Annotated in this window: 24 protein-coding genes; 14 read left to right on the top strand and 10 right to left on the bottom strand. The window is 75.8% G+C overall.

Annotated elements, in window-relative coordinates; all coding sequences use genetic code 11:
* Positions 1-37 precede the first annotated feature (37 nt).
* Together ACFU74_RS12455 and ACFU74_RS12450 are read right to left on the bottom strand one after the other, a co-directional pair.
* Positions 38-331 carry an SH3 domain-containing protein gene (locus tag ACFU74_RS12455; protein WP_380755545.1) on the bottom strand — a complete coding sequence of 98 codons (294 nt, stop codon included), beginning with the start codon at positions 329-331 and terminating at the stop codon, positions 38-40.
* 229 nt (positions 332-560) lie between these two features.
* Complete coding sequence (locus tag ACFU74_RS12450) at positions 561-1,172, bottom strand: TIGR03086 family metal-binding protein (protein ID WP_380755543.1); 612 nt, start codon at positions 1,170-1,172, stop codon at positions 561-563.
* 185 nt (positions 1,173-1,357) lie between these two features.
* On the opposite strand from ACFU74_RS12450, the gene ACFU74_RS12445 reads away from it, so the two are divergent.
* The 8 genes from ACFU74_RS12445 (at position 1,358) to ACFU74_RS12410 (ending at position 12,723) form a co-directional block, all read left to right on the top strand.
* Positions 1,358-2,638: a pyroglutamyl peptidase gene (locus ACFU74_RS12445; RefSeq protein WP_380755541.1), complete on the top strand. Its 1,281-nt coding sequence runs from the start codon at positions 1,358-1,360 to the stop codon at positions 2,636-2,638.
* Positions 2,639-2,911: 273 nt separating this feature from the next.
* Complete coding sequence (locus tag ACFU74_RS12440) at positions 2,912-3,124, top strand: DUF5988 family protein (RefSeq protein WP_380755539.1); 213 nt, start codon at positions 2,912-2,914, stop codon at positions 3,122-3,124.
* Positions 3,125-3,390: 266 nt separating this feature from the next.
* Positions 3,391-4,809 carry an amino acid permease gene (locus ACFU74_RS12435; RefSeq protein WP_380755538.1) on the top strand — a complete coding sequence of 473 codons (1,419 nt, stop codon included), beginning with the start codon at positions 3,391-3,393 and terminating at the stop codon, positions 4,807-4,809.
* Between the two features lie 122 nt (positions 4,810-4,931).
* Positions 4,932-7,655 (top strand): DUF6493 family protein, encoded by a 2,724-nt coding sequence (locus tag ACFU74_RS12430; RefSeq protein ID WP_380755537.1) that lies wholly within the window; start codon positions 4,932-4,934, stop codon positions 7,653-7,655.
* Positions 7,656-8,032: 377 nt separating this feature from the next.
* Positions 8,033-8,785: an ABC transporter ATP-binding protein gene (locus tag ACFU74_RS12425; protein ID WP_380755535.1), complete on the top strand. Its 753-nt coding sequence runs from the start codon at positions 8,033-8,035 to the stop codon at positions 8,783-8,785.
* On the top strand, positions 8,770-10,701 hold the full coding sequence (locus ACFU74_RS12420) for a hypothetical protein (RefSeq protein WP_380755534.1): 1,932 nt from the start codon (positions 8,770-8,772) through the stop codon (positions 10,699-10,701). The genes ACFU74_RS12425 and ACFU74_RS12420 overlap by 16 nt, the downstream gene beginning before the upstream one ends.
* Before the next feature lie 70 nt (positions 10,702-10,771).
* Positions 10,772-12,103, top strand: coding sequence for a histidine kinase (locus tag ACFU74_RS12415; RefSeq protein WP_380755533.1), 1,332 nt, complete (start codon positions 10,772-10,774; stop codon positions 12,101-12,103).
* Entirely contained in the window at positions 12,067-12,723 is a 657-nt protein-coding gene (locus tag ACFU74_RS12410) for a LuxR C-terminal-related transcriptional regulator (protein WP_380755532.1), read from the top strand. Before ACFU74_RS12415 ends, ACFU74_RS12410 begins: the two co-directional genes overlap by 37 nt.
* Here the strand turns inward: ACFU74_RS12410 and ACFU74_RS12405 are convergent.
* From ACFU74_RS12405 to ACFU74_RS12395, 3 genes are all read right to left on the bottom strand, one after another.
* The gene (locus tag ACFU74_RS12405; protein WP_380755530.1) at positions 12,696-13,382 is read right to left on the bottom strand and encodes a rhomboid-like protein; all 687 of its coding nucleotides are present in this window, start codon (positions 13,380-13,382) and stop codon (positions 12,696-12,698) included. The genes ACFU74_RS12410 and ACFU74_RS12405 overlap by 28 nt on opposite strands.
* A gap of 8 nt (positions 13,383-13,390) precedes the next feature.
* The gene (locus tag ACFU74_RS12400; protein WP_380755551.1) at positions 13,391-13,687 is read right to left on the bottom strand and encodes a hypothetical protein; all 297 of its coding nucleotides are present in this window, start codon (positions 13,685-13,687) and stop codon (positions 13,391-13,393) included.
* 103 nt (positions 13,688-13,790) lie between these two features.
* A complete protein-coding gene (locus ACFU74_RS12395) occupies positions 13,791-14,423 on the bottom strand; it encodes a DUF4291 domain-containing protein (RefSeq protein WP_380755529.1) in 633 nt (210 codons plus the stop codon).
* Positions 14,424-14,601: 178 nt separating this feature from the next.
* Here ACFU74_RS12395 and ACFU74_RS12390 point away from each other — a divergent pair, with 178 nt between their 5' ends.
* Positions 14,602-15,132, top strand: a complete 531-nt coding sequence (locus tag ACFU74_RS12390; RefSeq protein ID WP_380755528.1) for a universal stress protein — start codon at positions 14,602-14,604, stop codon at positions 15,130-15,132.
* Between the two features lie 21 nt (positions 15,133-15,153).
* Here the strand turns inward: ACFU74_RS12390 and ACFU74_RS12385 are convergent, their stop codons facing one another.
* Entirely contained in the window at positions 15,154-15,774 is a 621-nt protein-coding gene (locus tag ACFU74_RS12385; protein ID WP_380755526.1) for an L-threonylcarbamoyladenylate synthase, read from the bottom strand.
* Between the two features lie 84 nt (positions 15,775-15,858).
* Between ACFU74_RS12385 and ACFU74_RS12380 the strand changes: the two genes are divergently transcribed.
* Complete coding sequence (locus ACFU74_RS12380) at positions 15,859-17,157, top strand: cytochrome P450 (RefSeq protein WP_380755524.1); 1,299 nt, start codon at positions 15,859-15,861, stop codon at positions 17,155-17,157.
* Positions 17,158-17,268: 111 nt separating this feature from the next.
* On the opposite strand, the gene ACFU74_RS12375 is transcribed toward ACFU74_RS12380, so the two are convergent.
* From ACFU74_RS12375 to wecB, 3 genes are all read right to left on the bottom strand, one after another.
* A complete protein-coding gene (locus ACFU74_RS12375) occupies positions 17,269-18,453 on the bottom strand; it encodes an alcohol dehydrogenase catalytic domain-containing protein (protein ID WP_380755522.1) in 1,185 nt (394 codons plus the stop codon).
* A 41-nt stretch (positions 18,454-18,494) separates the two neighbouring features.
* The gene (locus ACFU74_RS12370) at positions 18,495-19,460 is read right to left on the bottom strand and encodes an SDR family NAD(P)-dependent oxidoreductase (protein ID WP_380755520.1); all 966 of its coding nucleotides are present in this window, start codon (positions 19,458-19,460) and stop codon (positions 18,495-18,497) included.
* 147 nt (positions 19,461-19,607) lie between these two features.
* Positions 19,608-20,732, bottom strand: a complete 1,125-nt coding sequence (wecB, locus tag ACFU74_RS12365; protein ID WP_380755518.1) for a non-hydrolyzing UDP-N-acetylglucosamine 2-epimerase — start codon at positions 20,730-20,732, stop codon at positions 19,608-19,610.
* Between the two features lie 431 nt (positions 20,733-21,163).
* On the opposite strand from wecB, the gene ACFU74_RS12360 reads away from it, so the two are divergent.
* The 4 genes from ACFU74_RS12360 to ACFU74_RS12345 all read left to right on the top strand — a co-directional run bounded on the left by ACFU74_RS12360 (position 21,164) and on the right by ACFU74_RS12345 (position 24,233).
* On the top strand, positions 21,164-21,340 hold the full coding sequence (locus tag ACFU74_RS12360; RefSeq protein WP_380755516.1) for a hypothetical protein: 177 nt from the start codon (positions 21,164-21,166) through the stop codon (positions 21,338-21,340).
* Between the two features lie 8 nt (positions 21,341-21,348).
* Positions 21,349-21,981, top strand: coding sequence for an archaeosortase/exosortase family protein (locus ACFU74_RS12355; protein ID WP_380755514.1), 633 nt, complete (start codon positions 21,349-21,351; stop codon positions 21,979-21,981).
* Positions 21,978-23,399, top strand: a complete 1,422-nt coding sequence (locus ACFU74_RS12350) for a glycosyltransferase (protein ID WP_380755512.1) — start codon at positions 21,978-21,980, stop codon at positions 23,397-23,399. The genes ACFU74_RS12355 and ACFU74_RS12350 overlap by 4 nt, the downstream gene beginning before the upstream one ends.
* Positions 23,400-23,489: 90 nt before the next feature.
* Positions 23,490-24,233, top strand: coding sequence for a choice-of-anchor P family protein (locus ACFU74_RS12345; protein WP_380755510.1), 744 nt, complete (start codon positions 23,490-23,492; stop codon positions 24,231-24,233).
* Positions 24,234-24,322: 89 nt separating this feature from the next.
* Here ACFU74_RS12345 and ACFU74_RS12340 read toward each other — a convergent pair whose 3' ends face one another.
* Positions 24,323-24,847 (bottom strand): GNAT family N-acetyltransferase, encoded by a 525-nt coding sequence (locus tag ACFU74_RS12340; protein ID WP_380755508.1) that lies wholly within the window; start codon positions 24,845-24,847, stop codon positions 24,323-24,325.
* Positions 24,848-24,891 lie beyond the last annotated feature (44 nt).

Raw genomic sequence — 24,891 nt, 5'->3', positions numbered from 1 at the left:
CCGGCCTCGCCCGGAGGCGCCGTCGGCGCGGGGTCGGTCAGCCCTGGGCGCCCTGTTCCGCGGCCACCCCCGAGCCGCCCGACACGTCCTTGGCGAACTTCACGACGCCGGTGTTGTCGACGTGCCGGGCCGCGACCCATGCGTTGCGGTCGCGCAGCAGGTACCAGATGTCGTTGCCGTCGATGTTCTGCGCCCGCACCTTCGAGCGCAGGCCGACCTTGGTGCCGAAGGGGAGGGAGCCGACGACGGAGGAGTCGGTGCTGGGGAACTCCCGGATGTTGACTCCGATCTCGCTGACAACGGTCCCGAACGGCTCGCTGGGTGTACCCATCTCTTCCTCGCTCTACTCTCGTCCACGACACACGGCCCGGGGCAGCACGGGTCCGGCAGGCGTGACCGCGACGGCCTGCCCGTGCGCCGCGAGCCTAGGAGAGGGAGCGGCACGATCGGGTGCTCCGGCAGCCTCTCGGCGATCCGTTCGCCCGGGGCGGCGATCCGTTCGTCCGGGGTGGCGGTGCGTTCGTCCGGGGTGGCGACCCGCGGGCCGGCGCCGCGGGTCGTCAGATCCGGTCGGCGGACCAGGCCGGGTCGCGGCCGGTGAGGGCCAGCAGCACGTCCTCGGCATCGGCGCCCGGCGGCGCGGCGCGCGGCGGGTCGAAGCGGCCCGTGCCCGCCAGGTCGCGGTAGCCGCGGAACTCGTCGAGCGCGTAGCGGGCGGCGCCGGGCGGCATCCGGACGCGCTCGCCCAGCGCCCGGGAGAGGTCCCAGCCGTGCACGACGGTCTCGGCCGTCAGCTCCCGGGCGTACCCGCCGGCGTCCCGCAGGCCGTACGGCAGGTGCACCAGGAGGTCGGGCGCACCGGGGCGGTTGAGCGCGCGCGACGCGCCGCGCACCGCCATCGCCCACACGCCCAGCGGGTTGCGTCCGAGTACGTCGCCCTCGAAGCGGTGGCCGATCTGTTCCGGGGTGTATCCGGCGACCGCCTGGCACACCCACAGGTGCTGCGCCGCCAGGTGGTTCACCAGCGCGCGCACATCCCAGTCGCGGCACGGGGTGGGCGCTGTCCAGAGGTCCTCGGACACCGAGCGCAGCAGCCGGGCCGTTTCGGCTCCGGCGGCCGCGTACTGTGCGCGGACCTCAGCGTGGAATCCGGGTGGGTGGGGACATTCCATCGCCGGGCCTCCGTCCTCTGCCCTGCTCACTCCCAGTAAACCGCTACGGGGCGTGACCCGCCAGGGGGGGTCGAGGGCCGTTCTGCTGCGGATCTCCCACGGCACGGCGTTGTCCGTGCTCACCGTCCGTGGCGGCCGGTAGGCGCTCTGGTGAAGCGCGGGCGCCCGACTGTAGTGTCCACGCCATGACGACCGCCCGGCGCCGGGTCGCCCTCACCGCGACCCTCATCGGCGCTCTCGCCGCCACCATCCTCCCCGCCGGTACCGCCGGTGCCGACGACGGCCGGACGGGCCGCCCGTCCTGTCGGACCGTCGACTCCGCGCCGCTCGACCGGGAGCAGGCGCGCACCGCGGACCCGCGGACCGCCGCGCTGACCGAACGCGGGGGCCTCGGCGACTTCGTCCGAGGCTTCCCCGCCGCGCTCTGCGCCGCTCGCAACGCCGCCGGCGCCGGCCGGATCGTCGACGCGTGGGGCCGGGCGCTCTGGCGGGCCGGTGTCGACCGCGCCCAGGGCCACCGCCCCGGCGGCGACCTGCCGGCCGGCGACGACCGCCCGCTGTACTGGACCAGGGTCGCCATGACCGTCCAACTCGCCCGCTGGCAGCCGGGCTTCACCGTCGACCAGGCGGCCCTGCGGCAACGCTTCGAGGACGCCTCGCGCGGGCTGGCCGACAGCGGGTTCGGTGCCCGGCACGGCGTGCGCCGGATCTTCGTGAGCGGCTTCGACCCGTTCGGCCTGGACGCCGAGCCGCGTCGCGCCAATCCCTCGGGCTCGGCGGTCCTGCAACTGGACGGCCGGCGGATCACCCTCGCCGACGGCACCCGCGCCGAGGTCCAGGCGGTGGTCCTCCCGGTCCGCTACGGCGACTTCGACCGCGGCATGGTCGAGCGGGCCTTCGCCCCGCGGCTCGCCCCCGGCCACCGCTCCGCCGACCTCATCACCACCATCAGCCAGGGCTACCCCGGCCTGTTCACCCTGGAGGCCTGGGCCGGCCGCGCCCGCTCCGCCGACCCCTACCCGGACAACGTCGGCGCCCTCTCCGGCGGCACCCGGGACCACCCCGTCACCGCCCCCGGTCTCGGCCCCGGCGCGGAGTTCATCGCCACCACCCTGCCGGCCGGGCCGATGACGGCCGTTCAGCAGCCCTTCCCGGTCAAGCTGAACACCACCGTCACCGAGATCCCCGCCGGAGCGTCCGCCCCGGTCGACCGGGCGGACGGCCCGACCCCCGGCTCGCGCGCGGTCGCCGGCGGCGGCGGGGGCTACCTCTCCAACGAGGTCGCGTACCGCACCAACCGGCTGCGCCTGGAACTGGCCCCGCAACTGCCCGGCGGGCACCTGCACACCCCCGTGCTCACCGGCCTGCCGGCGGAGACCGACCAGCTGACCGGGCCGGTGTTCGAGCAGAACGAGGCGGCGATCGCCGGCGAGGTCCTGGAGATCCTGCGGCACACGGCAGGCTGACGGAGGGGCGCGACCGGGCCGGCCTTCGCCGTCCCCGGCGACTTCCGCGAGGGCTCGCGAAGGCCCGCGAAGGCCCGCGCGGGCCCTCGCGGAAGGTCGCGCCGTTCCGAGCGCCGGTGCGCGGAGCCTGCCGGGGATGCGCCGATCCGTGGGACCGACCCCCCTAACCGACCCGGGAAAGAAGCGAATAGGGGTTATCCGGCGGCGGGTGGCTGCGTAGGGTTCGGGGCCCAGTCAGGTATCGATGGCGGAGCCACCCCGGGAGGTATCACGATGACGGAGCCGAAGGCGAACATCCTGCTCGAAGGCGGAGCGGCCGGATCGGACTTCGCGCGCGTGCGTGAGGTCGCGGCCGGTGAGAGCGTGGTCAAGGTCCTCACCGGAAACCGGTACGAGCACTTCCGGCGCACCGGCCGAACGGCCGTGCACGAGGGCGTCCCATTGGACGTCTTCGAGTGGAGCGGCAGTACCTTCGTGGCCGAGTGACGTCCGCCGGGGGTACCGGGGGCCGTGCGGGCGGGCCCCCGCACCCCCGGCGACCCGGGTGATCCCGTCGGCCCGGGCGACCCGGGTGACCGCGGTGGGAGGGTGCCGGACGAGTGCCCGTCCGGCCGTCGCGGGACCGGAGGTTTTCCGGTGGGCGGGCCGGTCCGGAGGACAAATCCCGCCGATTTGGTACAAGGTGCCGCCTGCATGAGCATGGGCGTCCGCTCCACCGAGCGCGCAGGACGCAGGAAAGGCACCACACCCCCATGCACAGCAGCCCGGCCGCGACCCGGCAGGCACCCCCCGAGCCGTCGCCCCCGGCACCGGCACCGGCACGCGAACCGGCACCGGTCCCGGCACCGTCGTCGCCCCGGCCGTCCGCCGTCCGCCGCTTCGGTCTGCCGACCGCGACCGCCCTGGTGATGGGCAACATCATCGGCGGCGGCATCTTCATGATCCCCGCCGCGGTCGCTCCGTACGGAACGGTCAGCCTGCTCGCCTTCGCCGTGCTCACCGCCGGAGCCATCGCCCTGGCCCTGGTCTTCGGACGGCTCGCCCGCCGCGACCCGCGTACCGGCGGCCCCTACGTCTACGCCCGCGAGGCCTTCGGCGACTTCGCCGGCTTCATGGCGGCCTGGTCCTACTGGATCACCACCTGGGTCAGCAACGCCGCCCTCGCCGTCGCCGCCGTCGGCTACCTCACCGTCCTGTGGCCGGCCGTCGGCCGCTCCACCGGCCTCGCCCTCGGCTGCGCGCTGGCCGTCCAGTGGCTGCCCGCGCTCGCCAACCTGGCCGGCACCCGCTACGTCGGCGCCGTCCAACTCATCGCCACCGTGCTCAAGTTCATCCCCCTGGCGGTGGTCGCGGTGGCCGGCCTCGGCTCGTTCGACCCGGCGAACCTCGGCCCCTTCGACGCGACCGGGGAGGGGTGGCTCGGCGGGATGACGGCCGCCGCCGCGCTGCTGCTCTTCAGCTACCTCGGCGTGGAGTCGGCCGCGATGAGCGCTGGCCAGGTCCGCGACCCGGAGCGCAACGTCGGCCGGGCCAGCGTGCTCGGCACCGTGGGCGCGGCCGTGGTCTACCTGCTCGGCACGGTCGCCGTGTTCGGCACCGTCGCCCACGAGCGGCTGGTCCACTCCACCGCGCCGTTCTCCGACTCCGTGAACGCCGTCTTCGGCGGCTCCTGGGGCGGCACGGCCGTCGCCGTCGCCGCCCTCGTCTCGATGACCGGCGCGCTCAACGGCTGGACCCTGCTGTCCGCCCAGGCCCCCTACGCCGCCGCCAAGGACGGCCTGTTCCCCGCCGTCTTCGCCACCGAGCGCCGCGGCGTGCCCGTCTTCGGCGTCCTGACCGGCGTCACCCTCGCCTCGCTGCTCACCGTCCTCGACTTCGCCTCCGGGGCCAAGGCCGCCTTCGACACCCTGGTGCTGGTCACCACCTTCACCGCGACCGTTCCCTACCTGCTCTCCAGCGCCGCCCAGCTGTACTGGCTGCTGCGCGGCGACCGCGACCGCGTCGCCCCCGCCCGCCTCGCCCGCGACCTCACCGTCGCCCTCGGCGCCTTCGCCTTCTCCGCCTGGCTGGTCGCCGGCGCCGGCTACGCCGCCGTCTACCAGGGCGTCCTCTTCCTCCTCGTCGGAGTCCTCGTCCACACCGTCCTCACCGCCCGCCGCGCCCGGGCGTGACACCGGCGGCGGTCGGGGCGCCCCGGCCGCCGCGCTCCCGCACCGTTCCCCGGCCGATCCGGATTGTCGGTGGGGTCCGCTAGCTTCGTGATCGACAAGCGGACGGGCGGAGGAGGGGTGTCATGACCGATCCCACGAGTGGGACGATCACCTGGGACGAGGTGCGGGCGCTCATCGCCGCCCGGGTGCCGCAGGGGGTGATCGACCGGCTGTCCGGGGTCCCCGCCACCGAACTGGGACATCTGCGGGCCCCGTTGCGGAGGTTCCGCACCGAGCTGCTGCGCGAGCTCTCCTCCGGTGACATGCGGCGCTACTCCGCCGCGTACGACCAGCTCGCCGCGCTGCAGTTCTCCGGGCTGTTCGCCGCCGCCACGCCGGCGGAGGCCCTGGACTGGCTGACCGCGCGGCGGATGCTCTCGTTCACCTGGCCGCTGCCCGGCGGCGGTTCCACCAACGCGGACGCCCGCACCCTGCTGGCGGCCCTGCTGCCGCCGCACCGCGACCCGGCGTTCCAGCGTGAACTCGCGGTCCGGCTCGCCGAGTGGCTGCCCGCGCGCGGCGACCACATCCGCTGGCTGATCGCCCACGGCCTCGACGCGTGGACCGGCGCCGAGGTCCCGGCCACCGACGGCTATCTGACCGGCTGGGTGCGCGAGGGGAGCCTGGTGCGCTACGGCCACCACCGCGGGATCGGCGAGTGGTTCGCCGACCAGGGGCTGCGCCCGCCGGTGCCGCACCACGACACCCTGCTCTCCTGGCTGCGCGCCCAGCCCAGGCTCGCCGAGTTCGTCCGCCGGCTGTTCGACGTCCCGGACGCCGGCTCCGCGTTCGCCGACCCGTACGCCGACCGCTTCGGGCCGGAGAACGAGTGGCCCAAGGCGCTCACCGCCCTGGCGGGCGAGGGTCTGCTGGACCGCGCCGAACTGCTCGACCGCTGCGTCGGCCGGCTGCTGCGCGGCGACCGGCCCGGCAATCTGCGCGGGTTCCTGCGGCTGTACGCGGAGCTGGCCCCCGACCCGGAGGAGGTCGCCGCCCGGGCCCGCGACCACGTCCGGCTGGCCGCCGACGGCGCGCCGACCGCCGCCAAGGCCGCCCAGGCGGCGCTGCGGTCCCTGGACGCCCGGCTCTCCGCCGAACTGTTCACCGAGCTCACGGCCGCCGTCCTGGCCCGCCCGGAGAAGGCGCTCGCCACCGTCCAGCTGGGCTGGGCCGAGGCCGTGCTGCGCGCGGACCCGGCCCGGGCCGACGACCTGCTGCCCGCCCTCGCGGTGGCCTTCGGGCACCCGGCGGCCGCGGTCCAGGAGCGCGCGCTGCGGCTGGCCGCCCGGCAACTGCCCGACGCCGCCGACCCGGCCACGGCCGAGGCCGTGCGCGCCGCCGCCGAAGCGCTCGGCCCCGCCCTGCGGTCGGAGGCGCACGAGCTGCTGGCCACCGCGCCGCCAAGGACCGGGGAACCCGCCCCGGTGCTGCGGCCCGCGCCGCCCGCCGCGCTCCCGGCCGCTCCCGCCGGGCCGTTCGAGCTCGCCGAGCGGCTGTCCGCCGTGCTGGCCGACGCGGTGCCCGACCCCGGCGAGTTCGAGGTGGTGCTGGCCGCCCTGGTCGCCGAACACCGGCACGACGCGGCCGCCCTCGCCGCCGCGCTCGCGCCGGTCGCCCCGGGCCGCGGCGAGAACCCGCTCCTGTTCGCGGGCATCGGCACCGTCGGGGGCACGCTGGGCTGCCTGCTCGACGCCCTGACCGGCCGCGGGCACCGGTCGGCCGCGCTCACCGACGAACTGCTCGCCCTCCGGGACCCGCTGCGCGCGGCCGCCCTGGTCCCCGCGCTGCGCGTGCTCGAAGCGGCGTGCGGGGTCACCGACGCGCCGGTACCGGTGCTGCTCGCCACTCCCACCGCCGGGGACGGCAGCCTCGACCCGGCCGTGCTCGCCGAGCGGCTCGCGGCCCACCGGGCGGCCGGTGCCCGCCCCTGGCCCGCCGATCTGGCCCAGGCACTGCTCCGGGTGCCGCCGCACGCGCTGCCGGCCGCCCGCGCGGCGGCTGCCGGGCTCGGTTGCGAGCTGCCGCCCGACATACCCCCGCCCGCACCCGAGGAGTTCCACGTCCGGCCCCCGGACGGGTCCCCTGGTGACGCCCCGCGCATCGGCCCGCTCGCGCCCGTCCCGGCCGTGTCCGAGGGCGTCACCGGGCTGCTGCACGCGCTGCCCGACCCCACCGGCGCCGACTGGTTCTCGTCCGCCTTCCGGCCGTCGGCCGGCCAGCTCGCCCAGCTGCCCTGGACGGCGCCCTGGCACCCGGAGACCGTCGCCGCGCACGGCCTGCCCGCCCTGGCGATCCAGGCGGCGGACCCCGGCCCCCGCGAACCGGGCTCCCTGCTGCCCCGGCTCGCGGAGCTCCCGGGCGAGCCCGGGCCGGTGAGCCACCTGCTGCTCGCCTACGGGCTCACCGCCGCCCGGGCCGAGCACCGCACCGCCGCCCTGGACGCCCTGCTGGCGCTGACCGCCGGAGGACGGCTGCGGCCCGAGGCGCTCGGCGGGTGGCTCGCGGCGCTGTGGCGGCTGTCCGTCGCCAAGCCGAACCGGTTCCTGCCCGTCCTCGCCGACGCCGCCCGGGGCGGCGCGGGCCGCCCGGTGTTCGCCGTGCTCGCCACGATGCTCACCGACCTCGCCCCCGACCCCACCCACCGCGGCCTGCCGGCCCTCCTCACCCTCGCCGCCGACTGCGCCGCCGCCGAGGCCCTCCACACCCCCATCCCCGCCCTGGCCACCCTCACCACCCCCACAACCCCCACAACCCCCCGCCGTGTCCGCGCGGAGGCAACCCGCCTGGCCGGGATCCTCGCGGCCTGAGGGGGGTGGGGTGTGGAGTGGAAAGTCGGCCTGATCGACCTTTCACTCCGGCGGTCGGTCCCGCCGGGCTTTGGCACGCCGGGGTGGGGCGGGCTCTGCGGCCGAGGGCGGGGCGTGGAGTGGGGAGTCGACGCAGCCGGCTTCCCACTCCACTGGCCAAACCAAACCCACCGCAACAAGGGGGACACCGTGTCCAGATCCCTGCCGCCGACGGCGTGTCACCCATGGCGAGTACCCGTCCGCGCTCCGGCCCGGGGTGGGGCTGGACCCACCTTGAAGTGTGAAGTGGGGTGGATTCCGCCTCGATCGTGTCCGTCCTAGCGTTTGCAGGGGTCGCCCGGCGTGGGTGGGCCGGGCATGGGCAGGAGGGCGAGGGCGTGGCGGCGTTGCGGTTGGTGGGGCTGAGCAAGCGGTTCGGGGATCACCGGGCGGTGGACGGGGTGGAGCTCACCGTGCCGAGCGGCTCGTTCTACGGGCTGGTCGGGCCGAACGGGGCGGGCAAGACCACCTCCCTGTCGATGGCGGTCGGGCTGCTGCGGCCGGACGCCGGTCGGGCGGAGGTGTTCGGCGTCGACGTGTGGGCCGACCCGCTGCGCGCCAAGGCGCTGCTGGGCGTGCTGCCCGACGGCCTGGCGCTGCCGGAGCGGCTGACCGGCCTGGAGCTGCTGCGGTACCTGGGCCGGCTGCGCGGCATGGACGGGCGGACGGTGGACTCCCGCGCCGAGGAACTGCTGGTCGTGCTGGAGTTGGCCGACGCGGCGCGCACGCCGGTGATCGACTACTCCACCGGGATGCGCAAGAAGATCGGCCTGGCCGTCGCGATGCTGCACGCGCCCTGGCTGCTGGTGCTGGACGAGCCGTTCGAGGCGGTCGACCCGGTGTCGGCGGCGACCGTGCGGACGATCCTGCGGCGGTTCGTCGCGGCCGGCGGTTCGGTGGTGTTCTCCAGCCACGTGATGGCCCTGGTCGAGAGCCTCTGCGACCACGTCGCGGTGATCGCCGGGGGCCGGGTGGCGGCCGCCGGGCCGGTGGCCGAGGTGCGGGGCGGTCGTGCGCTGGAGGACGTGTTCGTCGAGCTGGTCGGCGCCCGGACCGGGGGAGCGGAGGGGCTGGAATGGCTGGCGTCCTGACGGTCCCGCGGACCGCGGGCGGCCGCGTCGCGGTCACCGCGCTCGCGGGGATGAAGGCGACCGTCCTGCGGCGGTCGATGACCGGTCCCCGCGCCGCCGGGCTGGCCGTGGCCGCCGTGTGCGGCGGAGCGGGTGCGGTCGGCACCGCGCTGCTCGGCCTGGCGCACTACGCCACGCCCGAGGCCGGGTTCGGCGTGCTGGCGCTCGCGCAGCTGCTGTGGAGCCTGGGGTGGGCGCTCGGGCCGCTGGTCACCGGCGGCGACGCTGCCCTGCGTCCGGCCTGGTTCGCCATGGTGCCGATCCGCCCGCGCAGCCTGGCTCTCGGGCTGCTCGGCGCAGCCTTCGTCGGCGTCACCCCGCTGCTGGCGCTGGTCGCCTTCGGCGGGCTGTTCCTCTACGGCGTCCGCCAGGGCCCGGCGGCGGCGCTGGTCGCGGTGCCCGCCGTGCTGCTCCAACTGCTCTTCGTGGTGCTGCTGGCGAGGCTCACCCCGTCGGCGCTGGGCGGTGTGCTGCGCTTCCGGCTCGGCCGGGAGCTGTCCGCCCTGCTGGTGGGGCTGGTGATGGCCTGCCTCAACTCCGGCTGGTTCGCGCTCGGCTTCCTGGCCCGGCTCGGCAGCGGCGACCGGGCGGCCGGGACGGCCGCCGCGCTGCGGGTGCTGCCCTCGGGCTGGGCGGTGGTCGCGGTGGACGCGGCCCGCCGGGCGGACCGGGTGACGGCCGCCGCCGCGCTCGGCGGGCTGGCCGCCGTCTGCGGACTCCTCCTGGCGGCCTGGGCGGCGCTGCTCTCCCGGCAGCCGGTGCGCGGCGACGGGCACCGCCCCCGCCCGGCCGCGGCCCGCGCCCGGCCCCGTTCCCGGCTGCTCCCGGACACCCCGGCGGGCGCGGTCCTGGGCAAGGAACTGCTGCTCTGGCGGCGCGACCCCCGCCGGGTGCGGTTCCTGCGGACCGCGTTCTGGACGGGCGTGTTCACCGCCCTGCTCCCGCTGCTCGACGGCTACGACGTGCTGGTGCCGTGGGCGGGCGTGGTCGCCGCGCTGTTCGCGGGCGCGTTCTGCGTCAACCTGTACGGCCTGGACGCGGGTGCGCTCTGGCTGACCCTGGTGGTGCCGGGCGCGGAGCGGGCCGACGTCCGGGCCCGGCAGGCCGCCTGGCTGCTGGTCACCGCCCCGGTGGCGCTGCTGCTGACGGTCGCCGCCCTGCCGCTCGCCCCGGCAGCCGTCCGGCCGTGGGTGTTCGCGGTGCTGCCGGCCGTCCTCGGCGCCGCGGCCGGGCTGGTTCCGCTGATGTCGGTGACCGGTGCGGCCCCGTCGCCGGACCGTCCCGGCGGCGGCCCGCTCGACGACCTCGTCGACGAGAGCGCCGAGCACGTTCGTGCCCAGGGGCTGGCGGCGTTCTGGCTGCAGTTGCTCGCCGCCCTGCCCGCAGCCGGGGTGGTGCTGGCCGGGGCCTTGCTGGACAGCGCGCCACTGCGCTGGGCGGGGGCACCGGCGGGCCTGCTCACGGGCGCGCTGTACGCGTGGGCGCTGGGCCGGGCCGCCCGGCGCAGGCTGGAGGCGCGCGGACCGGAGCTGCTGGACCTGCTGCACAAGGGGCTCCGCCGCACGCCAGGGCCTGCGCGGGCGGGCGGGCTACCGCGCGGACGTTCGGTGGCGGTCGGCCTGCTGACCACCGTCGGCATTCTGCTGGTCGCGCCCCAGGGCCTGGTGGCGCTGGCCCTGGCACTGTTCACGCCCTCCGCGCGCGGCTGGTTCCTGGCGCTCCACCTGCCCGGGGCGGTGGGGATACCGCTGGCGGTGGCGTTCGTCGTGCTCGGCGCGTTCTGCCTGCGGGCGGCGCACCGGCTGAACGGGCCACCCGGGCCGCATCGTCCGGCAGGACCCGACCGCCCGTCCCCGCCGGCGGAGCTGGGACCATGACCGGGCGACGCTCCGTCACCCCGGCGGGCCCGCCCGGGCCCAGGACGTCCGACCACCGACCGGAGGCCCGGTGAACAGCACGATGCCCGCCGCCCACGGCGCCCTGCGCGGCCGCGCCGCCGCGCTCGGCCGGCTGCTGGTGCTGACGGCGGTCGTTCCCGCCGAACTGTTGCTGCTGGCGGTCGTCCTGGGCAGCTTCGCGCTCTGGTTCGGCCTCGGGATCTTCTTCCTCTTCCCCGCCACGACCCGGCTCGCCCGCACGGCGGCCGGCCTCGCCAGGGCCTGTGCCGGCCGCTGGTCGGGCGTGCCGGTGCCGCCGCCGTACCTGCCGCGTCCGGCGCTGGAACGCACCCTCCACGGCTGGTTCTGGACCGGCCACGACTACCAGAAGAACCGCTGGTTCGCGAACGTCTCCCGCACCCTGCGCTGGCTCTGGAAGGACCCGGCGACGTGGCGCGACCTCCTCTGGGTGGTGCTGAACCCGGTGGTCGGCGGCGTCCTCGCCGCCACGCCGCCGCTGCTGCTCGCCACCGGCGTCCACACCCTCGCCCGCACCGTCCTGCCGCTGCCCTTCCCCGTCCCTGGCCTCGGCCCCGACTTCGGCCTCGGCCTCGGAACGACCCCCGCCCTTCCGCTCGGTCTCGCGCTGGCCGTCGCCGGTCCGGCGCTGGCCCGCCCGGCGCTGCGCCTGCACGGCCGGTGGACGCGGCTGCTGCTCGGCCCCACCGAGCGCTCCCGCCTGGCCCTCCGGGTCGAGCAGCTGACCGAGACCCGGCTGGAGGTCACCGAGGCGCAGGCCGCCGAGCTGCGCCGGATCGAGCGCGATCTGCACGACGGCGCCCAGGCCCGCCTGGTCGCGGTGAGCCTGCGGCTGGGCGCGGTGGCCGCGCTGATCGACCGTGACCCGGCGCGGGCGAAGACGGTGGTGACGGAGACGCAGGAGAACGTCGCCCAGGCGCTCCAGGAGCTGCGCGACCTGGTCCGCGGCATCCACCCGCCGGTGCTCGCCGAGCGCGGCCTGGCCGAGGGGCTGCGCGCCCTGGCCCTGGACGTGCCGCTGCGCGTCGACGTCCGGGCCGAGCTGCCGGGCAGGGCCGAGGCCCCGGTCGAGTCGGCGCTCTACTACGCGGTCAGCGAGGCCCTGACCAACGCGGTCAAGCACGCCGGGGCGCGGCACGCCGCCGTGGACCTGGTCCACGCGGACGGGCGGCTGCGCGCCGAGGTCACCGACGACGGGCGGGGCGGAGCGGACCCCGGGCGCGGCACCGGCCTGCGCGGAATCCAACGCAGGCTGGCCGCGTTCGACGGTACGCTCACGCTGGTCAGCCCCCCGGGCGGACCGACCCGGCTGACCATGGAGCTACCGTGCGCGTTGTCCTCGCCGAGGACCTCTACCTCCTGAGGGACGGCCTGTCCCTCCTGCTCGGCGCCCACGGGCACGAGATCGTCGCGGCGGTGGGCAGCGGCCCCGAACTCGCCGCCGCGCTCGCCGAGCACCGACCGGACATCGCGGTGGTCGACGTCCGGCTGCCGCCCACCTTCACCGACGAGGGCCTCCAGGTCGCCCTCGCGGCCCGCCGGGAGCGGCCGGGCCTGCCCGTGCTGGTGCTCTCCCAGCACGTCGAGCAGCTGTACGCGCGGGAGCTGATCGCCGACGGCGCCGGGGCGGTCGGCTACCTGCTCAAGGACCGGGTCGCCAACGCCGGGCAGTTCATGGACGCGCTGCGCACCGTCGCCTCCGGCGGCACCGTGATGGACCCGCAGGTGATCACCCGGCTGCTCGCCCGCAACGCCGACGACCGCCCGCTGGCGCTGCTCACCCCGCGCGAGCGCGAGGTGCTGGCGATGATGGCCGAGGGGCGCTCGAACGCCGCGATCGCCCAGCGGCTGCACTTCAGCGAGGGCGCGGTCAGCAAGCACACCTCCGGCATCTTCGCCAAGCTGGGACTCGGCGCCTCCGACGACGACAACCGCCGGGTGCTGGCCGTGCTCGCCTACCTCGACGGCACCCGCTCGGTCTGAGGCGGCGCCGGCGAGGCGGCGCGCCGGGCGACCGGCGGCAGCCCCAGCCGGTGCGCGGCCGCGACGGCGAGCCCGGCGAGCAGCGAGACCAGGTGTCCCACGGCGGCGACCTCGCCGTCCGCGACCCCGCCGAGCAGGTTGGGCGCCGCCACCGCGAGCATCACCAGCCACACCGCCCGCGACCACACCGGCCGGGCCCGGCAGGCCGCCACCGCCAGCGCTGCGACCACCACGTAGGAGGGGCCGGTGTCCAGGGCGTGCGCCGCCTCGGCGGGCAGCGCGCCGTGCTCGATCCGCCACCACACCAGTCCCTCGGTCAGCACGGTCGCCGCCACGTGCACGAGGGCCAGCACCGCCACCGCCCGCCGGGCGCCGAGCGCCCCGACCACGGCGAAGACGGACAGCGCGAACACCGGCCAGACCCACACGGTGTCCTGCGGGACGAACGCCGACACCGTCAGTGACCCGATCGGGTGGCCGTCCGGCCAGGGGCGCAGATTGTCCAGGTCGGTCGACGCCCACTCCCGCAGCGCCCGTACCCGCTCGGCGGGCAGCAGCCGCAGCACCGGCCACATCGCGGCCAGCGCGCTCACGTACCAGAACGCCGGATTGCGCAGGAGCAGCAGTGGCCGGAGCGCGCCGGCCGGCCGTGGCACCACCCGCGCCCCTACCGGGGGCGGCGTCGCGGACGCGCCCCGCCGGCGAGCAGCGCGCCCGCGGTGAGCGCCACCGCGCCGGCCGCCAGCAGCCCGCCCCGGGAGCGCCAGGACAGCACCGACCAGCGCGAGTCGGCGGAGAGCACCGAGCCGACGCTCAGCCACGACCCGGCGGACAGCACGGACAGCACCGAGCCGGCCGAGCCGATCGACAGGACGCTGCCGGCCGACCCGATCGAGAGCACCGACCCGGCCGAGCCGATCGACAGGACCGACCCCACCGACCCGATCGACAGCACGGACTCCATGGAGCAGGCCGCCCACGCGGCGGAGCAGGCCGCCGCGGCGGCCGTCGACGAGCGATCACAGGACTTGGACACCCTGTGATCGTATGCCGCCGGCCCCGGTCGGTCACCCGCCGAGGTGGGCCAGCGCGCCCTCCGCCACCGGGTAGGGCCGCTCGTCCGGCAGCAGCAGCCGGGCGGCGTCCGTCCCGCCGTCGCGCAGATGGCCGTGGATCCGCCGCACCAGCGGGGTGACGTCGGTGATGGACACCGTCCACTCGTCCGCGTACCGGCGCGCGGCCTCGCCCGTCAGGCCGAGTTGCAGCGAGCGGTACGGCAGCGGACGCAGGTGCAGGTCGCGTTCGGGGTCCCACTGCACCCGGGCGGGTGCCCGCTTCAGCCGGCGCTGCCAGGTCGCCCGGTCCGGGTGCAGCCCGCGTCGGTAGCCCGAGAGGCAGGCGTGCTCCAGCGCCCATGCGAAGCCCGCCCGGTCGATCTCCACGGCGAGGACGGTCTCCTGCCCCTCCTTGGTCGCCCATCCGCAGCGGTACATCATCCAGAGGAACGAGGGCTTGATCCACGTCATCCGGTCGCGCTCCCACTGCGCGGGGAAGCGTCCGTCCCGCGCCGCCGCCGGCCCGATCTCCGGGCCGTACGCCTGGTAGACGGTCACGGTGGCGGCCGTGTGGAGGGCGCGGATGCGGTACCCGGGCTCGGGCGCATCCGGAGCGGTGCCGTTCGGGGTCTGCTGTGCTGTCACGCCGCCCAGGGTGGACCGGGGCCGGCGGGGGCCGCCACCGATTTCCGCCCGGCGGTCGGAAGGGCATGGGCGATGCAAGGCCATATACAGTTAAAGCCTTCGATTTGCAGGCCTATGGCCCCTGTGGAAGCATAATCCCTAAGCATTCAGTGGATCGAACACCGGAAAGTGAAGGATCATGTCGGACGGCGCGCGCGTCATCGTCGGAGTCAGCGGATCGTTGCACAGCCTGACCGCCCTGCACCGGGCGGCGGACGAGGCGCGTGACCGGGGCGCCGTCCTGGTGCCGGTGCTCGCCTGGACGCCGGCCGGCGGCGAGTACAACTACCGGCTGCGCCCCTGCCCGTCGCTGCTCCGCGCCTGGCAGGACATGGCCGACGCGCGCCTGGCCCGGGCCCTGGACCAGGCGTTCGGCGGCCTCCCGGCCGGGGTCCGCGTCGAGCCCCACGTGGTGCGCGGCGAGCCCGGCCCGGTCCTGACCGCGATGGCCGGCCGGCCGGGCGACCTGCTGGTGGTCGGCGCGGGCCGGCACGGCGCGCTGCGCACCACGGTCCGCCGCCTGTTCCAGGGCGGCTCGGTGAGCCGCTACTGCCTGGCCCACGCCCGCTGCACCGTGCTCGCCGTTCCGCTGTCCGACCTCCAGGCCGACCTGCGCGCCCTGCGCCGCGGCGTCGACCTGCGCGAACTCAGCGACCTCGTCGCCGCCTGAGCCGGCTCGTGCCCGGCGGCGTCACTCGAAGCGGGTGACGTCGCCGGCCCCCCGGCGGACGATCTCCGGCTCGCCCCCGGAGAAGTCGACCACCGTCGTCGGCACCGTGCCGCAGTCGCCGGAGTCCACCACCGCGTCCAGCACGTGGTCGAGGCGCTCCTTGATCTCCCACCCCTGGGTCATCGGCTCGTCGTCACCCGGCAGGAGCAGCGTGCTGGAGACCAGCGGCTCGCCGAGTTCGGCGAGCAGGGCCCTGGTGACGGCGTGGTCGGGGATTCGGACCCCCACCGTCTTCTTCTTCGGGTGCATCAGCCGGCGCGGGACCTCCTTGGTGGCGGGGAGGATGAAGGTGTAACTGCCGGGGGTGGCGGCCTTGACGGCCCGGAAGACGTTGTTGTCGAGCTGCACGAACTGCCCCAGCTGTGCGAAGTCCTCGCACATCAGGGTGAAGTGGTGCCGATCGTCCAGCCGCCGGATCGACCGGATCCGCTCCAGGCCGTCACGGTTGTCCAACCGGCAGCCGAGCGCGAAACAGGAGTCGGTCGGATACGCGATGAGGGCCCCGGACCGGAGGCTGTCGGCCACGGTGCCGATGGTGCGCGGCTGCGGGGATTCCGGATGCACGTCGAAGTACTTCGCCATTGGCCGACCCTACGGCATCCCGGCGGCGGACGGGCGCAGCCGCGTTCTGGTGGGCCGCCGCTCGGTGGCGTACGGTCGCACGGCATGGGCGTCGACCAGGCTCGCGTGAACCGGATCTTCCTGCCCGCCACCTACGCCGGGGGCGTGCCCCACGAGCTGTTCCGGGAACTGCGGGCGGCGTCCCCGGTCTGCTGGGTCGAGGAGCCGCCGGTGGGGGAGTGGCCGGCCGGCCCCGGCTACTGGGCGGTGCTGCGGCACGCAGACGTCAAGCACGTCCTGCGCACGCCCGGGCTGTTCTCCTCGCACCTGGGCGCCACCCAGATCCGCGACCCCGACACCACCGCGGACCTGGACTTCGCCCGCACCATGATGCTCAACCAGGACCCGCCCGACCACTCCCGGCTGCGCCGCATCGTCGCGGCGGCCTTCACCCCCCGCGCCCTGCGGGAGCTGACCGCCGCCATCGAGGCGCGGGCCGCCCGGCTCGTCGACGCGGTCCGCCCGCTGGGCGAGGCCGACTTCGTGCCGCTCGCCGCCGACCTGCCGGTCTGGACCCTGGCCCGGATCCTCGGCGTGCCGGACCAGGACCGCCGGTTGCTGGTCGACTGGTCGAACCGGGTCATCGGCTACCAGGACGCCGACCGGGCCGGCTCCAGCACCGCCGACCCGTCCGGCCTCACCGGCCTCGGACGCGCAGCGCTCGCCCACCGCCCGACGGCGCTCACCACCCCGGACGGCCGCCCCGTCAACCCGCGCTCCCGCGCCGCGCTCGCCGACATGTTCGCCTACGCCCACGCGCTCGCCGAACAGCCGCCGCCCGGCAGCATCGTGGCCCGGATGCGGGACGCCGGACTGGGCACCGCCGAGTTCGAGACGATGTTCTTCCTCTTCGCGGTCGCCGGGAACGAGACCCTGCGCAACGGTCTGCCCGGCGGTCTGCACTCCCTCCTCGCCCACCCCGACCAGTACCGACTGCTGCGCGAACGGCCGGAGTTGACGGCCTCGGCGGTGGAGGAGCTGCTGCGCTTCTGGCCGCCGGTGCTGGAGTTCCGGCGCACCGCCACCCAGGACGTCGAACTGGCCGGATCGACGATCCGCCGGGGCGACAAGGTGGTGGTCTACCACGCCTCCGCCAACCGCGACGAGACCGTGTTCCCCGACCCCGACCGCCTGGACATCACCCGCTCGCCCAACGACCACGTGAGCTTCGGCTTCGGCCCGCACTTCTGCGTGGGGGCGCAGCTCGCCAGGATCCAGATGTCGGCCGTGCTGCGCCGCATCGTCACCGAACTGCCGGGCCTGCGGCCCGTACCGGGGGCGGAGCCGAGCAGGCTGGTCTCCAACTTCCAGAACGGACTGAAGAGTCTGGCCCTCCGCTGGTGACCGGGCCGGCGGCGCCCGGCCGCCCGGCGACCGTGGCCCGGCAGGCCTCGGCGTACGCCCACGCCAGGGGGCGGTGCCCGTCCTCGCGGCGCCGGGCCAGGGCGCAGCGGCTCAGGGCCGGAACAGCACCTTGACCACCCCGTCCTGCTTGCGCTGGAACATCTCGTACGCGGCCGGCGCCTCCGCCAGCGGCAGGTGGTGGGTCGCGAAGCCGTCCACGCCGAGCGGATCGCCGTCGCCGAGCAGCGGCAGCAGGTCGTCCGTCCAGCGCCGCACGTTGGCCTGGCCCATCCGCAGCCGCAGCTGCTTGTCGAACATGGTCAGCACCGGCAGCGGGTCCGTCATGCCGCCGTACACGCCGGACAGCGAGACGGTGCCGCCGCGCCGCACCATGTCCACGGCCAGGTGCAGGGCGTGCAGCCGGTCCACGCCCACCCGGCTCATCAGCCGGGCGGCCAGCACGTCCGGCAGCAGCGAGGTCATCCGCTGCGCCGCGGTGGCGGCGGGGGAGCCGTGCGCCTCCATGCCGACGGCGTCGATCACGGCGTGCGGGCCGCGCCCGTCGGTGAGGTCCTTGGCGGCGTCGACGACCCGGTTGCCGAGCCGGGCGAGGTCGAGCACCTCGACGCCGCGCTCCCGGGCGCGCTCCAGCCGTTCGGGCACCAGGTCCACCCCGATCACGGTGGCCGCGCCGCGGTGCAGGGCGATCCGGGCGCACATGTCGCCGACCGGGCCGAGCCCGAGCACGGCGACGCTGCCGCCGGGCGGCACCTCGGCGTACTCCACCGCCTGCCAGGCGGTCGGCAGCACGTCGGACAGCAGCACGTAGCGGTCGTCCGGCGGGCCGTGCGGGACCACCATCGGCAGGGTGTTGCCGAACGGCACCCGAAGCAGCTCCGCCTGCCCGCCGGGGACCTGCCCGTACAGCTTGGTGTAGCCGAACAGGGCCGCGCCCGTCCCGTAGTCGTGCACCTGGGTGGTCTCGCACTGGGAGTGCAGGCCCTTCACGCACATGAAGCAGGTGCCGCAGGAGATGTTGAACGGCACCACCACGCGCTCGCCGACTCCGACCGCGTGCACGGCGCTGCCGGTCTCGCGCACCACGCCCATCGCCTCGTGGCCGAGGACGTCGCCCTCGTCGAGGAAGGCGCCGAGCACCTCGTACAGGTGCAGGTCCGATCCGCACAGCCCGGTGGTGGTGACCTCGACCAGGACGTCGGTGGGTTCCCGGAGCACCGGGTCGGGGACGGAGTCGACCCGGACGTCACGGCGCCCGTGCCAGGTCACGGCTTTCATGGTGTGCTCCTCCGGTGGGACGGGGCGCGTCCTGGGGCGGCTCAGGACGCCGTCGGTTCGTTGTGGGACCGGGCGGCCCGGCGGCCGAGGGCGGTGAGCCGGTCGACCGGGCCGCCGCGCCGGTGGCGGGCCGCCGCCCGGACACCCGGCACGCCGTGCTCGGGGGCGGAGCCGGCGGGCGGCAGCAGCCGCGCGGTGAGGGTGAGCAGCCGGCCGGTGGTGGCCGGCGCGAGTCCGTGGGCGCGTGCCGCGGCCTTGGCGAGCGGGGTGAGCACCAGCTCCCGGCGGCCGGTCTCGACCGCCCGGACGATCCGGCGGGCCGCCCGTCGCGCGTCCGTCGACAGCAGCGGCAGCGAGGCGGCGGTGGCGAACCAGGCGAACTCGCGCCCGGGCTGTCCGGCGAACTCGGCGGCGGTCTGCGAACCGGTGCGCATCAGCCCGGGGACGACGGTGGTGACCCGGATCCCGTACGGCGCCAGCTCCGCCGCCAGCCCCTCGGAGAGGCCGGTGAGCGCGAACTTGGCGGTGACGTAGGGCAGCAGGTGCGGCGCCGGGACCTTGCCGCCGATCGACCCGATGGTGACGATCGAGCCCGCGCCGCGCGCCCGCATCGCGGGCAGCACCGCCTGGACCAGCCGCAGCGGCGCCATCACCATCAGCTCGTGCGCCCGCCGGAAGTCCTGTTCCTGCATGGTGGTGAGCGGGCCGACCTGGATCAGGCCGGCGTTGTTGACCAGCAGGTCCACCTCGGCGTCGAAGTGCTCCCGGACCGCGGCGAGCAGCCGGGCGGGGGTGTCGGCGGCGGTCAGGTCGCCCGCGGTGGCGGCCACCTCGCCCCGGCGGCCCCGCAGCCCGCGGACGGCCCGTTCGAGGGCGAGTTCGTCGCGGCCGCAGAGCATCACCCGGCAGCCGCGGTCGGCGAGCTCGCCCGCGATCAGCAGGCCGAGCCCGCGCGAGGAGCCGGTCACCAGGGCGGTGCGTCCGGCCAGGTCGTCTCTGCCGCGCATCGGCCGTGCCCTCCTTCGGTGGGGGACGTTCCGTCGCACGGCGTCTGTCCGGGGGTACCGCCGCCAAACCCCCGCCGTCGCCCACGCCCGCGCGCCGACCCCGCCGGAGCGCTTCCGGCGGGGTCGGCACCTGGCCGGAGGGAGTGTTCAGCTCGCGCAGAGCAGGCGCGCGCGGTCCTCCACGAGGTAGCGGGAGCGGATGGCGGAGACGATCTCGGCGCTCGCGGTGCCGCTGCCGTACGGGGAGGGCCGTCCGGCGAGCGAGCCGATCGAATCCGGGTCCGCGAGCACCTCCCGCAGGGCGAGGTCGAGCTGGGCGCCGGGCCGCACGAGTCGGGCGAAGCCGGCCCGGACCGCCTCGGGCCGTTCGGTGGAGTTGCGCACCACGATCAGCGGCCGCTTGAGCACCGTGCACTCCTCCTGGACCCCGCCGGAGTCCGAGACCAGCAGCCGGCAGCCGGCGGCCAGGGCGAGGAAGGTGCGGTGGTCGACCGGGGGTACCGGACGCAGCCCGGCGAGCGCGCCGGAGAGCCCGTAGCGCTCGATCGCCGCCCGGGTGCGCGGGTGCAGGGGCAGTACCACCGGCAGCTCCAGTGCGGCGAGTTGGCCGAGGATCCGGCCGAGCCTGGCCGGGTCGTCGGTGTTCTCGGGCCGGTGCAGGGTGGCCAGCAGATAGCGGTCGGGGCGCAGCCCGTAGCCGTCCAGCACCCGGCGGGCCTCGGTCGGTCCGGGCAGTGACTCCAGGGTGGCCTCGACGACGGTGTTGCCGGTGACCACCACCTGGTCCGCCTCGATGCCCTCGCGCAGCAGGTGGGCGGCGGCGGTCGCGGTCGGGGCGCAGTGCAGGTCGGCGAGCGGGGCGATCAGGCGGCGGTTGGCCTCCTCGGGCATGTCCGGGTCGAAGGAGCGCAGTCCGGCCTCGACGTGGACGACCGGCGCGCCCGCGCAGTGGGCGGCGAGCGCGCCGGCGGCGGCGGAGTTGGTGTCGCCCTGGACCACGACGGCGGCGGGCGGGTGCTTGGTGAAGTGGTCGCTGAGCGCGCTGACCATGCGGCCGATCTGCCGGCCCCGGGCCTCGCCGGCGACGCCGCTGAGCGTGATGTGCGGATCGGGGAGCGCGTACTGCCGGAAGAACGCGGTGGTGAGGCCGGGATCCCAGTGCTGACCGGTCCAGACGATGCGGGCGGAGTCCTCCAGGAGCCGCACCACACCGGCGAGTTTGACGATTTCCGGTCGGGTGCCGAGGACCACGGCGATGTCGGCGGAGGGCATTCGGGCTCCCTTGACGGTGCATCCGATCGAACGATCGAGGTGTTCGAACTACGCGTCACAACATGGCCGTCGGCGGGGAGCCGCGGCAACCGGTGGTGATCAATGTCCCCCGAATGGAGGAATGGCGGCGGCCGCGGCATGCCGGTGACACGCCCACGCCACGCCGATCAGCGCAGATGTGGAAGGCATCGTGCGAACACGGACCATCGAAAGTCCGATTTTCAGTCCATGATGTGCCAGCAGCACGGGAGTTCGATCCGTGGCGGGGTCGACTACCGTTCGTCCCCGCCCGGGTGGTTCCGCCGTGTCCGGCGCCGCCCCGTGCCGTTGCGGGCCGCACCGTCGTCGCTCACGCCTATCCGCCGCGCGGCATCCCCCCCTCCGCAACACCCCTTTTCGCGACCCGTTTTTCCGACGAGAGGAATTCCCCCATGTACGGACCTGTGGCCGGCGGACTGCCGCCGGCAGCCGGTGGCGGCGCCCTGGCCGCGACCGGATCGATGGGCATAGGTGTCACGGCGACGGCCGCGGTGGCCCTGGTACTGGTGGGCCTCGGCCTGCTCCGCCGCAGCAGGCTGCGCCGGAGCGAGGGCCCGGGCGAGGACTGAGCCACGCCATGACGGAATCCCTGTCGCACCCGCTCGCGCCCCGCCCGCACGCCGCGGCCCGGGCCGGGCGCTCCCCGGTCGGGATGCTGTGCGGCGCCGTGCTGCTCGGCGTGTGCGGCTCGCTGGTGGCCGGCGAACGCGCCTACCGTTCCCAGGAGAGCCGCAGCACGGCGTGGCTCGTCGAGCACCTCCTGGGGATGCGCACCCTGCTGCTCGAAGGGCCGACCGCCCCCGTCCTGTACGCCGGCGACCACACCGGCCTGGACCGGGGCGTCGCCCTGACCACGGGGTGCAGCAGCGCGCTGCTGATCGCCCCGCTCGCCCTGGTGACGGCGCTGCTGCTGCTCTTCGGCAACCGCCGGCCCGGCCGCGTCCTGCTGGCCTTCGCCGTCCCCGCCGCCCTGGTCGTGGCCACCAACCTCGCCCGGCTCACCCTCGTCCTGGTGATGCAACACCGCTACGGGGCCGAGGGGTTCGGCTGGACGCACGTCCTGTTCGGCTCGGTGCTGATGATGGCCGCCGCCCTGGTCGCGGCCCTGCTCTTCCTCCGGCTGCTGCCCCGTAGCGCCACCGCCACCGCCACCCCCATCGTCACGGCCGCGGCCGAGCCCGGCCCCGCCGGCGGGGAGGGCACGCCGTGACCCTGCTCGACACCTCCGTCTCGCTCTCCTTCGTCCTGGGCGTCGGCTTCCTCGCCTACGTCGTGGTGATCGTGCGCGGCTACCTGCGGGACCGGCCGGCGCCGCCCGGCGACCCGGACGGCTTCGGCTGGCACTTCCTGATCCCCTGCCGGGACGAGGAGGCCGTCATCGCCACCACCCTGGACTACCTCGGAGAGCACTTCGCCGGCGCCACCGTCTGGGTCGTCGACGACGCCTCCGAGGACCGCACGGCCGAACTCGTCCGTACCTGGCCCGCCACCTCCGACCGCCTCACCGTCCACCTGGTGTCCCGGCGGCGGCCCGAGGCGCGGACCGGCAAGGGCGACGCGCTGAACGCCGGCTACCGGGCGCTGGAGGCCGCGCTGCCCCCGGGCACCGACCCCGCGCGGGTGGTGGTCTGCGTGCTCGACGCCGACGGCCGCCCCTCGCCCGGCGCGCTCGCCGTGTGCGCCGGACCGGCCCTCTTCGGCGACCCCGGCATCGGGGCGGTCCAGGTCGAGGTGCGGATGTCCAACCGCGACGTGGCCCGGCCGCTGCCCGGCCGAGGCGCGTTCGCCAACCGGCGGGCCCGGCTGCTGGCCCGCCTCCAGGACATCGAGTTCCGCGGACCGATATCCGCCATGCAGATCACCCGGCGCCGCACCGGGACCGTCAACGTCGGCGGCAACGGCCAGTTCACCCGGCTCTCCGCCCTGCGCGCGGTGGACCGCGGCGGCGGGCGGCCGTGGGGCAAGGCCCTGCTGGAGGACTACGAACTGGGCCTGCGGCTGATGCTGGCCGGCTGGCGCAACGGCTACACCACCGACGCCTGGGTCGACCAGGAGGCGCTGTGGAGCACCCGGCAGCTGGTCACCCAGCGGGTGCGCTGGGCACAGGGCTCGATGCAGTGCACCCGCTACCTCCGGGAGATCTGGGGCTCACGGGCCTTCGGCACCGCGGGCTTCCTGGAGGTGCTGTACTTCATGAGCCAGCCGTGGCTGCAACTGGTCGGCCTGGTGGTGTACACCGTGCCGATCGCGGCCTTCGGCTACAACCTCGTGCTCTACCCGGAGTTCGTGCTCGCCTTCCTGCGGCAGGGCGGCGCCCTGCTCCTGGCGCTCTACCTGCTGCTGGGCGTCGGCGAGTTCGCCGTCTGGGGGCCGCTGTACCGGCGGCGCTGCGAGCCGGGCATCGGCCGGCGGGCCGCGTTCGGGTACGGGCTCGCACTGGCCCTGTACGCCGCCACGACCTACCTGGTCGCCGTCCGCGCCGCCTGGCGGGTGCTGCTCCGGCGCAACTCCTGGCACAAGACGGCCCGGGTTGCCGCCGCCCCGGCACCCGCTCCCGGCCTGGCACCCGCCGCACCCGCCGCACCCGCCGGGCCCGTCCCGGCCGTCGTCGGCGAGCCGGCCGCATGAGCGCCCGCCGGTCCGCCCGCGGCCCGCCGGGTCCGGTGAGCCCCGTCCCCACCTCACCTCCCTGCCCGTCCCACGAAAGGCCCCACCACCATGACCTCTCGTCGTACCCGCACCCGGCTGCTCGCCGGCGCGGCCGTCACCGCCGCGTTGGTCTGCACCGCGAGCCCGGCCTGGGCCGCCCTCTCCGCGCCCGAGGCCAAGGCCTACGTCGTCGCCGCCGACGCCGTCGCCGGCATGGTGGCCGTCGCCCCGACGCCCGCCTCCACCTACCCCACGGGCGGCACCGAGACCCTGGCCGGCATCAACATCGGGCCCTTCGCCAGCAACGCGCTGCTCACCGCCACCACCTCGGGCGACCCGCAGGCCGGTACCTCGGGCGCCTCCGCCACGATCGACTCGCTCGGCATAGACCTGGGCGTCGCCACCGTCTCGCTCACCGGCGTCAACTCGACCTGCACCGCCACCCCGGCCGGTGCCACCGGCTCCGGCCTCATCGCGGGCGGCAGCGTCAAGCTCCCGCTGCTCCCCGCGATCAACCTCCAGGCCGGAGCCGCGCCCAACACCGGGATCGACATCCCCGGCGTCGGCACCGTCCTGCTCAACGAGCAGACCACCGACGCCAACGGCGTGCTGAGCGTCAACGCCGTCCGGATCAGCCTGCTGCCGATCCTCAACGCCGCGGACCTGACCATCGGCCACGCCGAGTGCGGCGGCGCCGAGCCGGCCGAGGCCGTGTCGATGATCAACCCGCAGGTCGCCGCCGTCGGCGGAGCGGCGGCCCTGGCCACCGCCGCCGGCGTCGTCCTGCTGCGTCGCCGCAACGGCACCGTCTGATCCCCGCCCCACCCGGGCGCCCCGGCCCGCCCACCGGGCCCGGGGCGCCCCGGCGCTCCCGGTCGGCTCCGGGCCGGGCCGGCCCCGGGTCAGGGCCGCCGGAGGTCGAACCGCCAGTCGTTGCAGCGCATCGGACGGCCCGGCGGGTACTCGAAGTCCCGTGCGCCCAGCAGTTCGAAGCCCGCGCCGCGGCACACCGCGTTGGACGCGGCGTTGTCCACCGACGGGAAGGCGTGCAGATGGCGGTGGAGCCCGGCGGCGCGCGCCTCGGCCACCACCGCGCGGGTGGCGGCCTTCGCCACCCCCCGGCCCTGGAAGCCCGGCAGCACCGTCCAGCCCGTCTCGTACACCGTCCCGCCCTCCTCCTCGCGCTCCCAGAAGCCGATGCTGCCCGCCGCCGCGCCCTCCGGCAGCAGCACGATCCGGAACATCCGCCCCGCGGACGCCGGCCGGGCACCGAGCTCGACGTACCGCCGGTGGCGGCGGTCCAACTGCTCCTCGGTCTCCGGGCCGCCGAGGTGCGCCATCAGCTCCGGCGCGTTGAGGGCGCGCAGCAGGGCGGCGTCCCGCTCGGACCAGGGCTCCAGGCGTACGGAAGGGATGCGGTCGTCCATGGGCGTACGGTAGACGGCGCCACTGACACCGGCCTGTCCGCCGG

Source organism: Kitasatospora sp. NPDC057500, from assembly GCF_042802195.1.
GTDB lineage: Bacteria > Actinomycetota > Actinomycetes > Streptomycetales > Streptomycetaceae > Kitasatospora.
Note: the sequence above shows the minus strand (reverse complement) of the source record. Positions and strands in the feature narration are given on the sequence as shown.

Bases quoted from the DNA above. Each gene is read 5' to 3' on its own strand.
- ACFU74_RS12420 (WP_380755534.1), top strand. From the start codon at position 8,770: ATGGCTGGCGTCCTGACGGTCCCGCGGACCGCGGGCGGCCGCGTCGCG.
- ACFU74_RS12440 (WP_380755539.1), top strand. From the start codon at position 2,912: ATGACGGAGCCGAAGGCGAACATCCTGCTCGAAGGCGGAGCGGCCGGA.
- ACFU74_RS12435 (WP_380755538.1), top strand. From the start codon at position 3,391: ATGCACAGCAGCCCGGCCGCGACCCGGCAGGCACCCCCCGAGCCGTCG.
- ACFU74_RS12385 (WP_380755526.1), bottom strand. From the start codon at position 15,774: ATGGCGAAGTACTTCGACGTGCATCCGGAATCCCCGCAGCCGCGCACC.
- ACFU74_RS12450 (WP_380755543.1), bottom strand. From the start codon at position 1,172: ATGGAATGTCCCCACCCACCCGGATTCCACGCTGAGGTCCGCGCACAG.
- ACFU74_RS12390 (WP_380755528.1), top strand. From the start codon at position 14,602: ATGTCGGACGGCGCGCGCGTCATCGTCGGAGTCAGCGGATCGTTGCAC.
- ACFU74_RS12345 (WP_380755510.1), top strand. From the start codon at position 23,490: ATGACCTCTCGTCGTACCCGCACCCGGCTGCTCGCCGGCGCGGCCGTC.
- ACFU74_RS12380 (WP_380755524.1), top strand. From the start codon at position 15,859: ATGGGCGTCGACCAGGCTCGCGTGAACCGGATCTTCCTGCCCGCCACC.
- ACFU74_RS12400 (WP_380755551.1), bottom strand. From the start codon at position 13,687: ATGGAGTCCGTGCTGTCGATCGGGTCGGTGGGGTCGGTCCTGTCGATC.
- wecB (WP_380755518.1), bottom strand. From the start codon at position 20,732: ATGCCCTCCGCCGACATCGCCGTGGTCCTCGGCACCCGACCGGAAATC.
- ACFU74_RS12360 (WP_380755516.1), top strand. From the start codon at position 21,164: ATGTACGGACCTGTGGCCGGCGGACTGCCGCCGGCAGCCGGTGGCGGC.
- ACFU74_RS12455 (WP_380755545.1), bottom strand. From the start codon at position 331: ATGGGTACACCCAGCGAGCCGTTCGGGACCGTTGTCAGCGAGATCGGA.
- ACFU74_RS12340 (WP_380755508.1), bottom strand. From the start codon at position 24,847: ATGGACGACCGCATCCCTTCCGTACGCCTGGAGCCCTGGTCCGAGCGG.
- ACFU74_RS12445 (WP_380755541.1), top strand. From the start codon at position 1,358: ATGACGACCGCCCGGCGCCGGGTCGCCCTCACCGCGACCCTCATCGGC.
- ACFU74_RS12355 (WP_380755514.1), top strand. From the start codon at position 21,349: ATGACGGAATCCCTGTCGCACCCGCTCGCGCCCCGCCCGCACGCCGCG.
- ACFU74_RS12370 (WP_380755520.1), bottom strand. From the start codon at position 19,460: ATGCGCGGCAGAGACGACCTGGCCGGACGCACCGCCCTGGTGACCGGC.
- ACFU74_RS12430 (WP_380755537.1), top strand. From the start codon at position 4,932: ATGACCGATCCCACGAGTGGGACGATCACCTGGGACGAGGTGCGGGCG.
- ACFU74_RS12375 (WP_380755522.1), bottom strand. From the start codon at position 18,453: ATGAAAGCCGTGACCTGGCACGGGCGCCGTGACGTCCGGGTCGACTCC.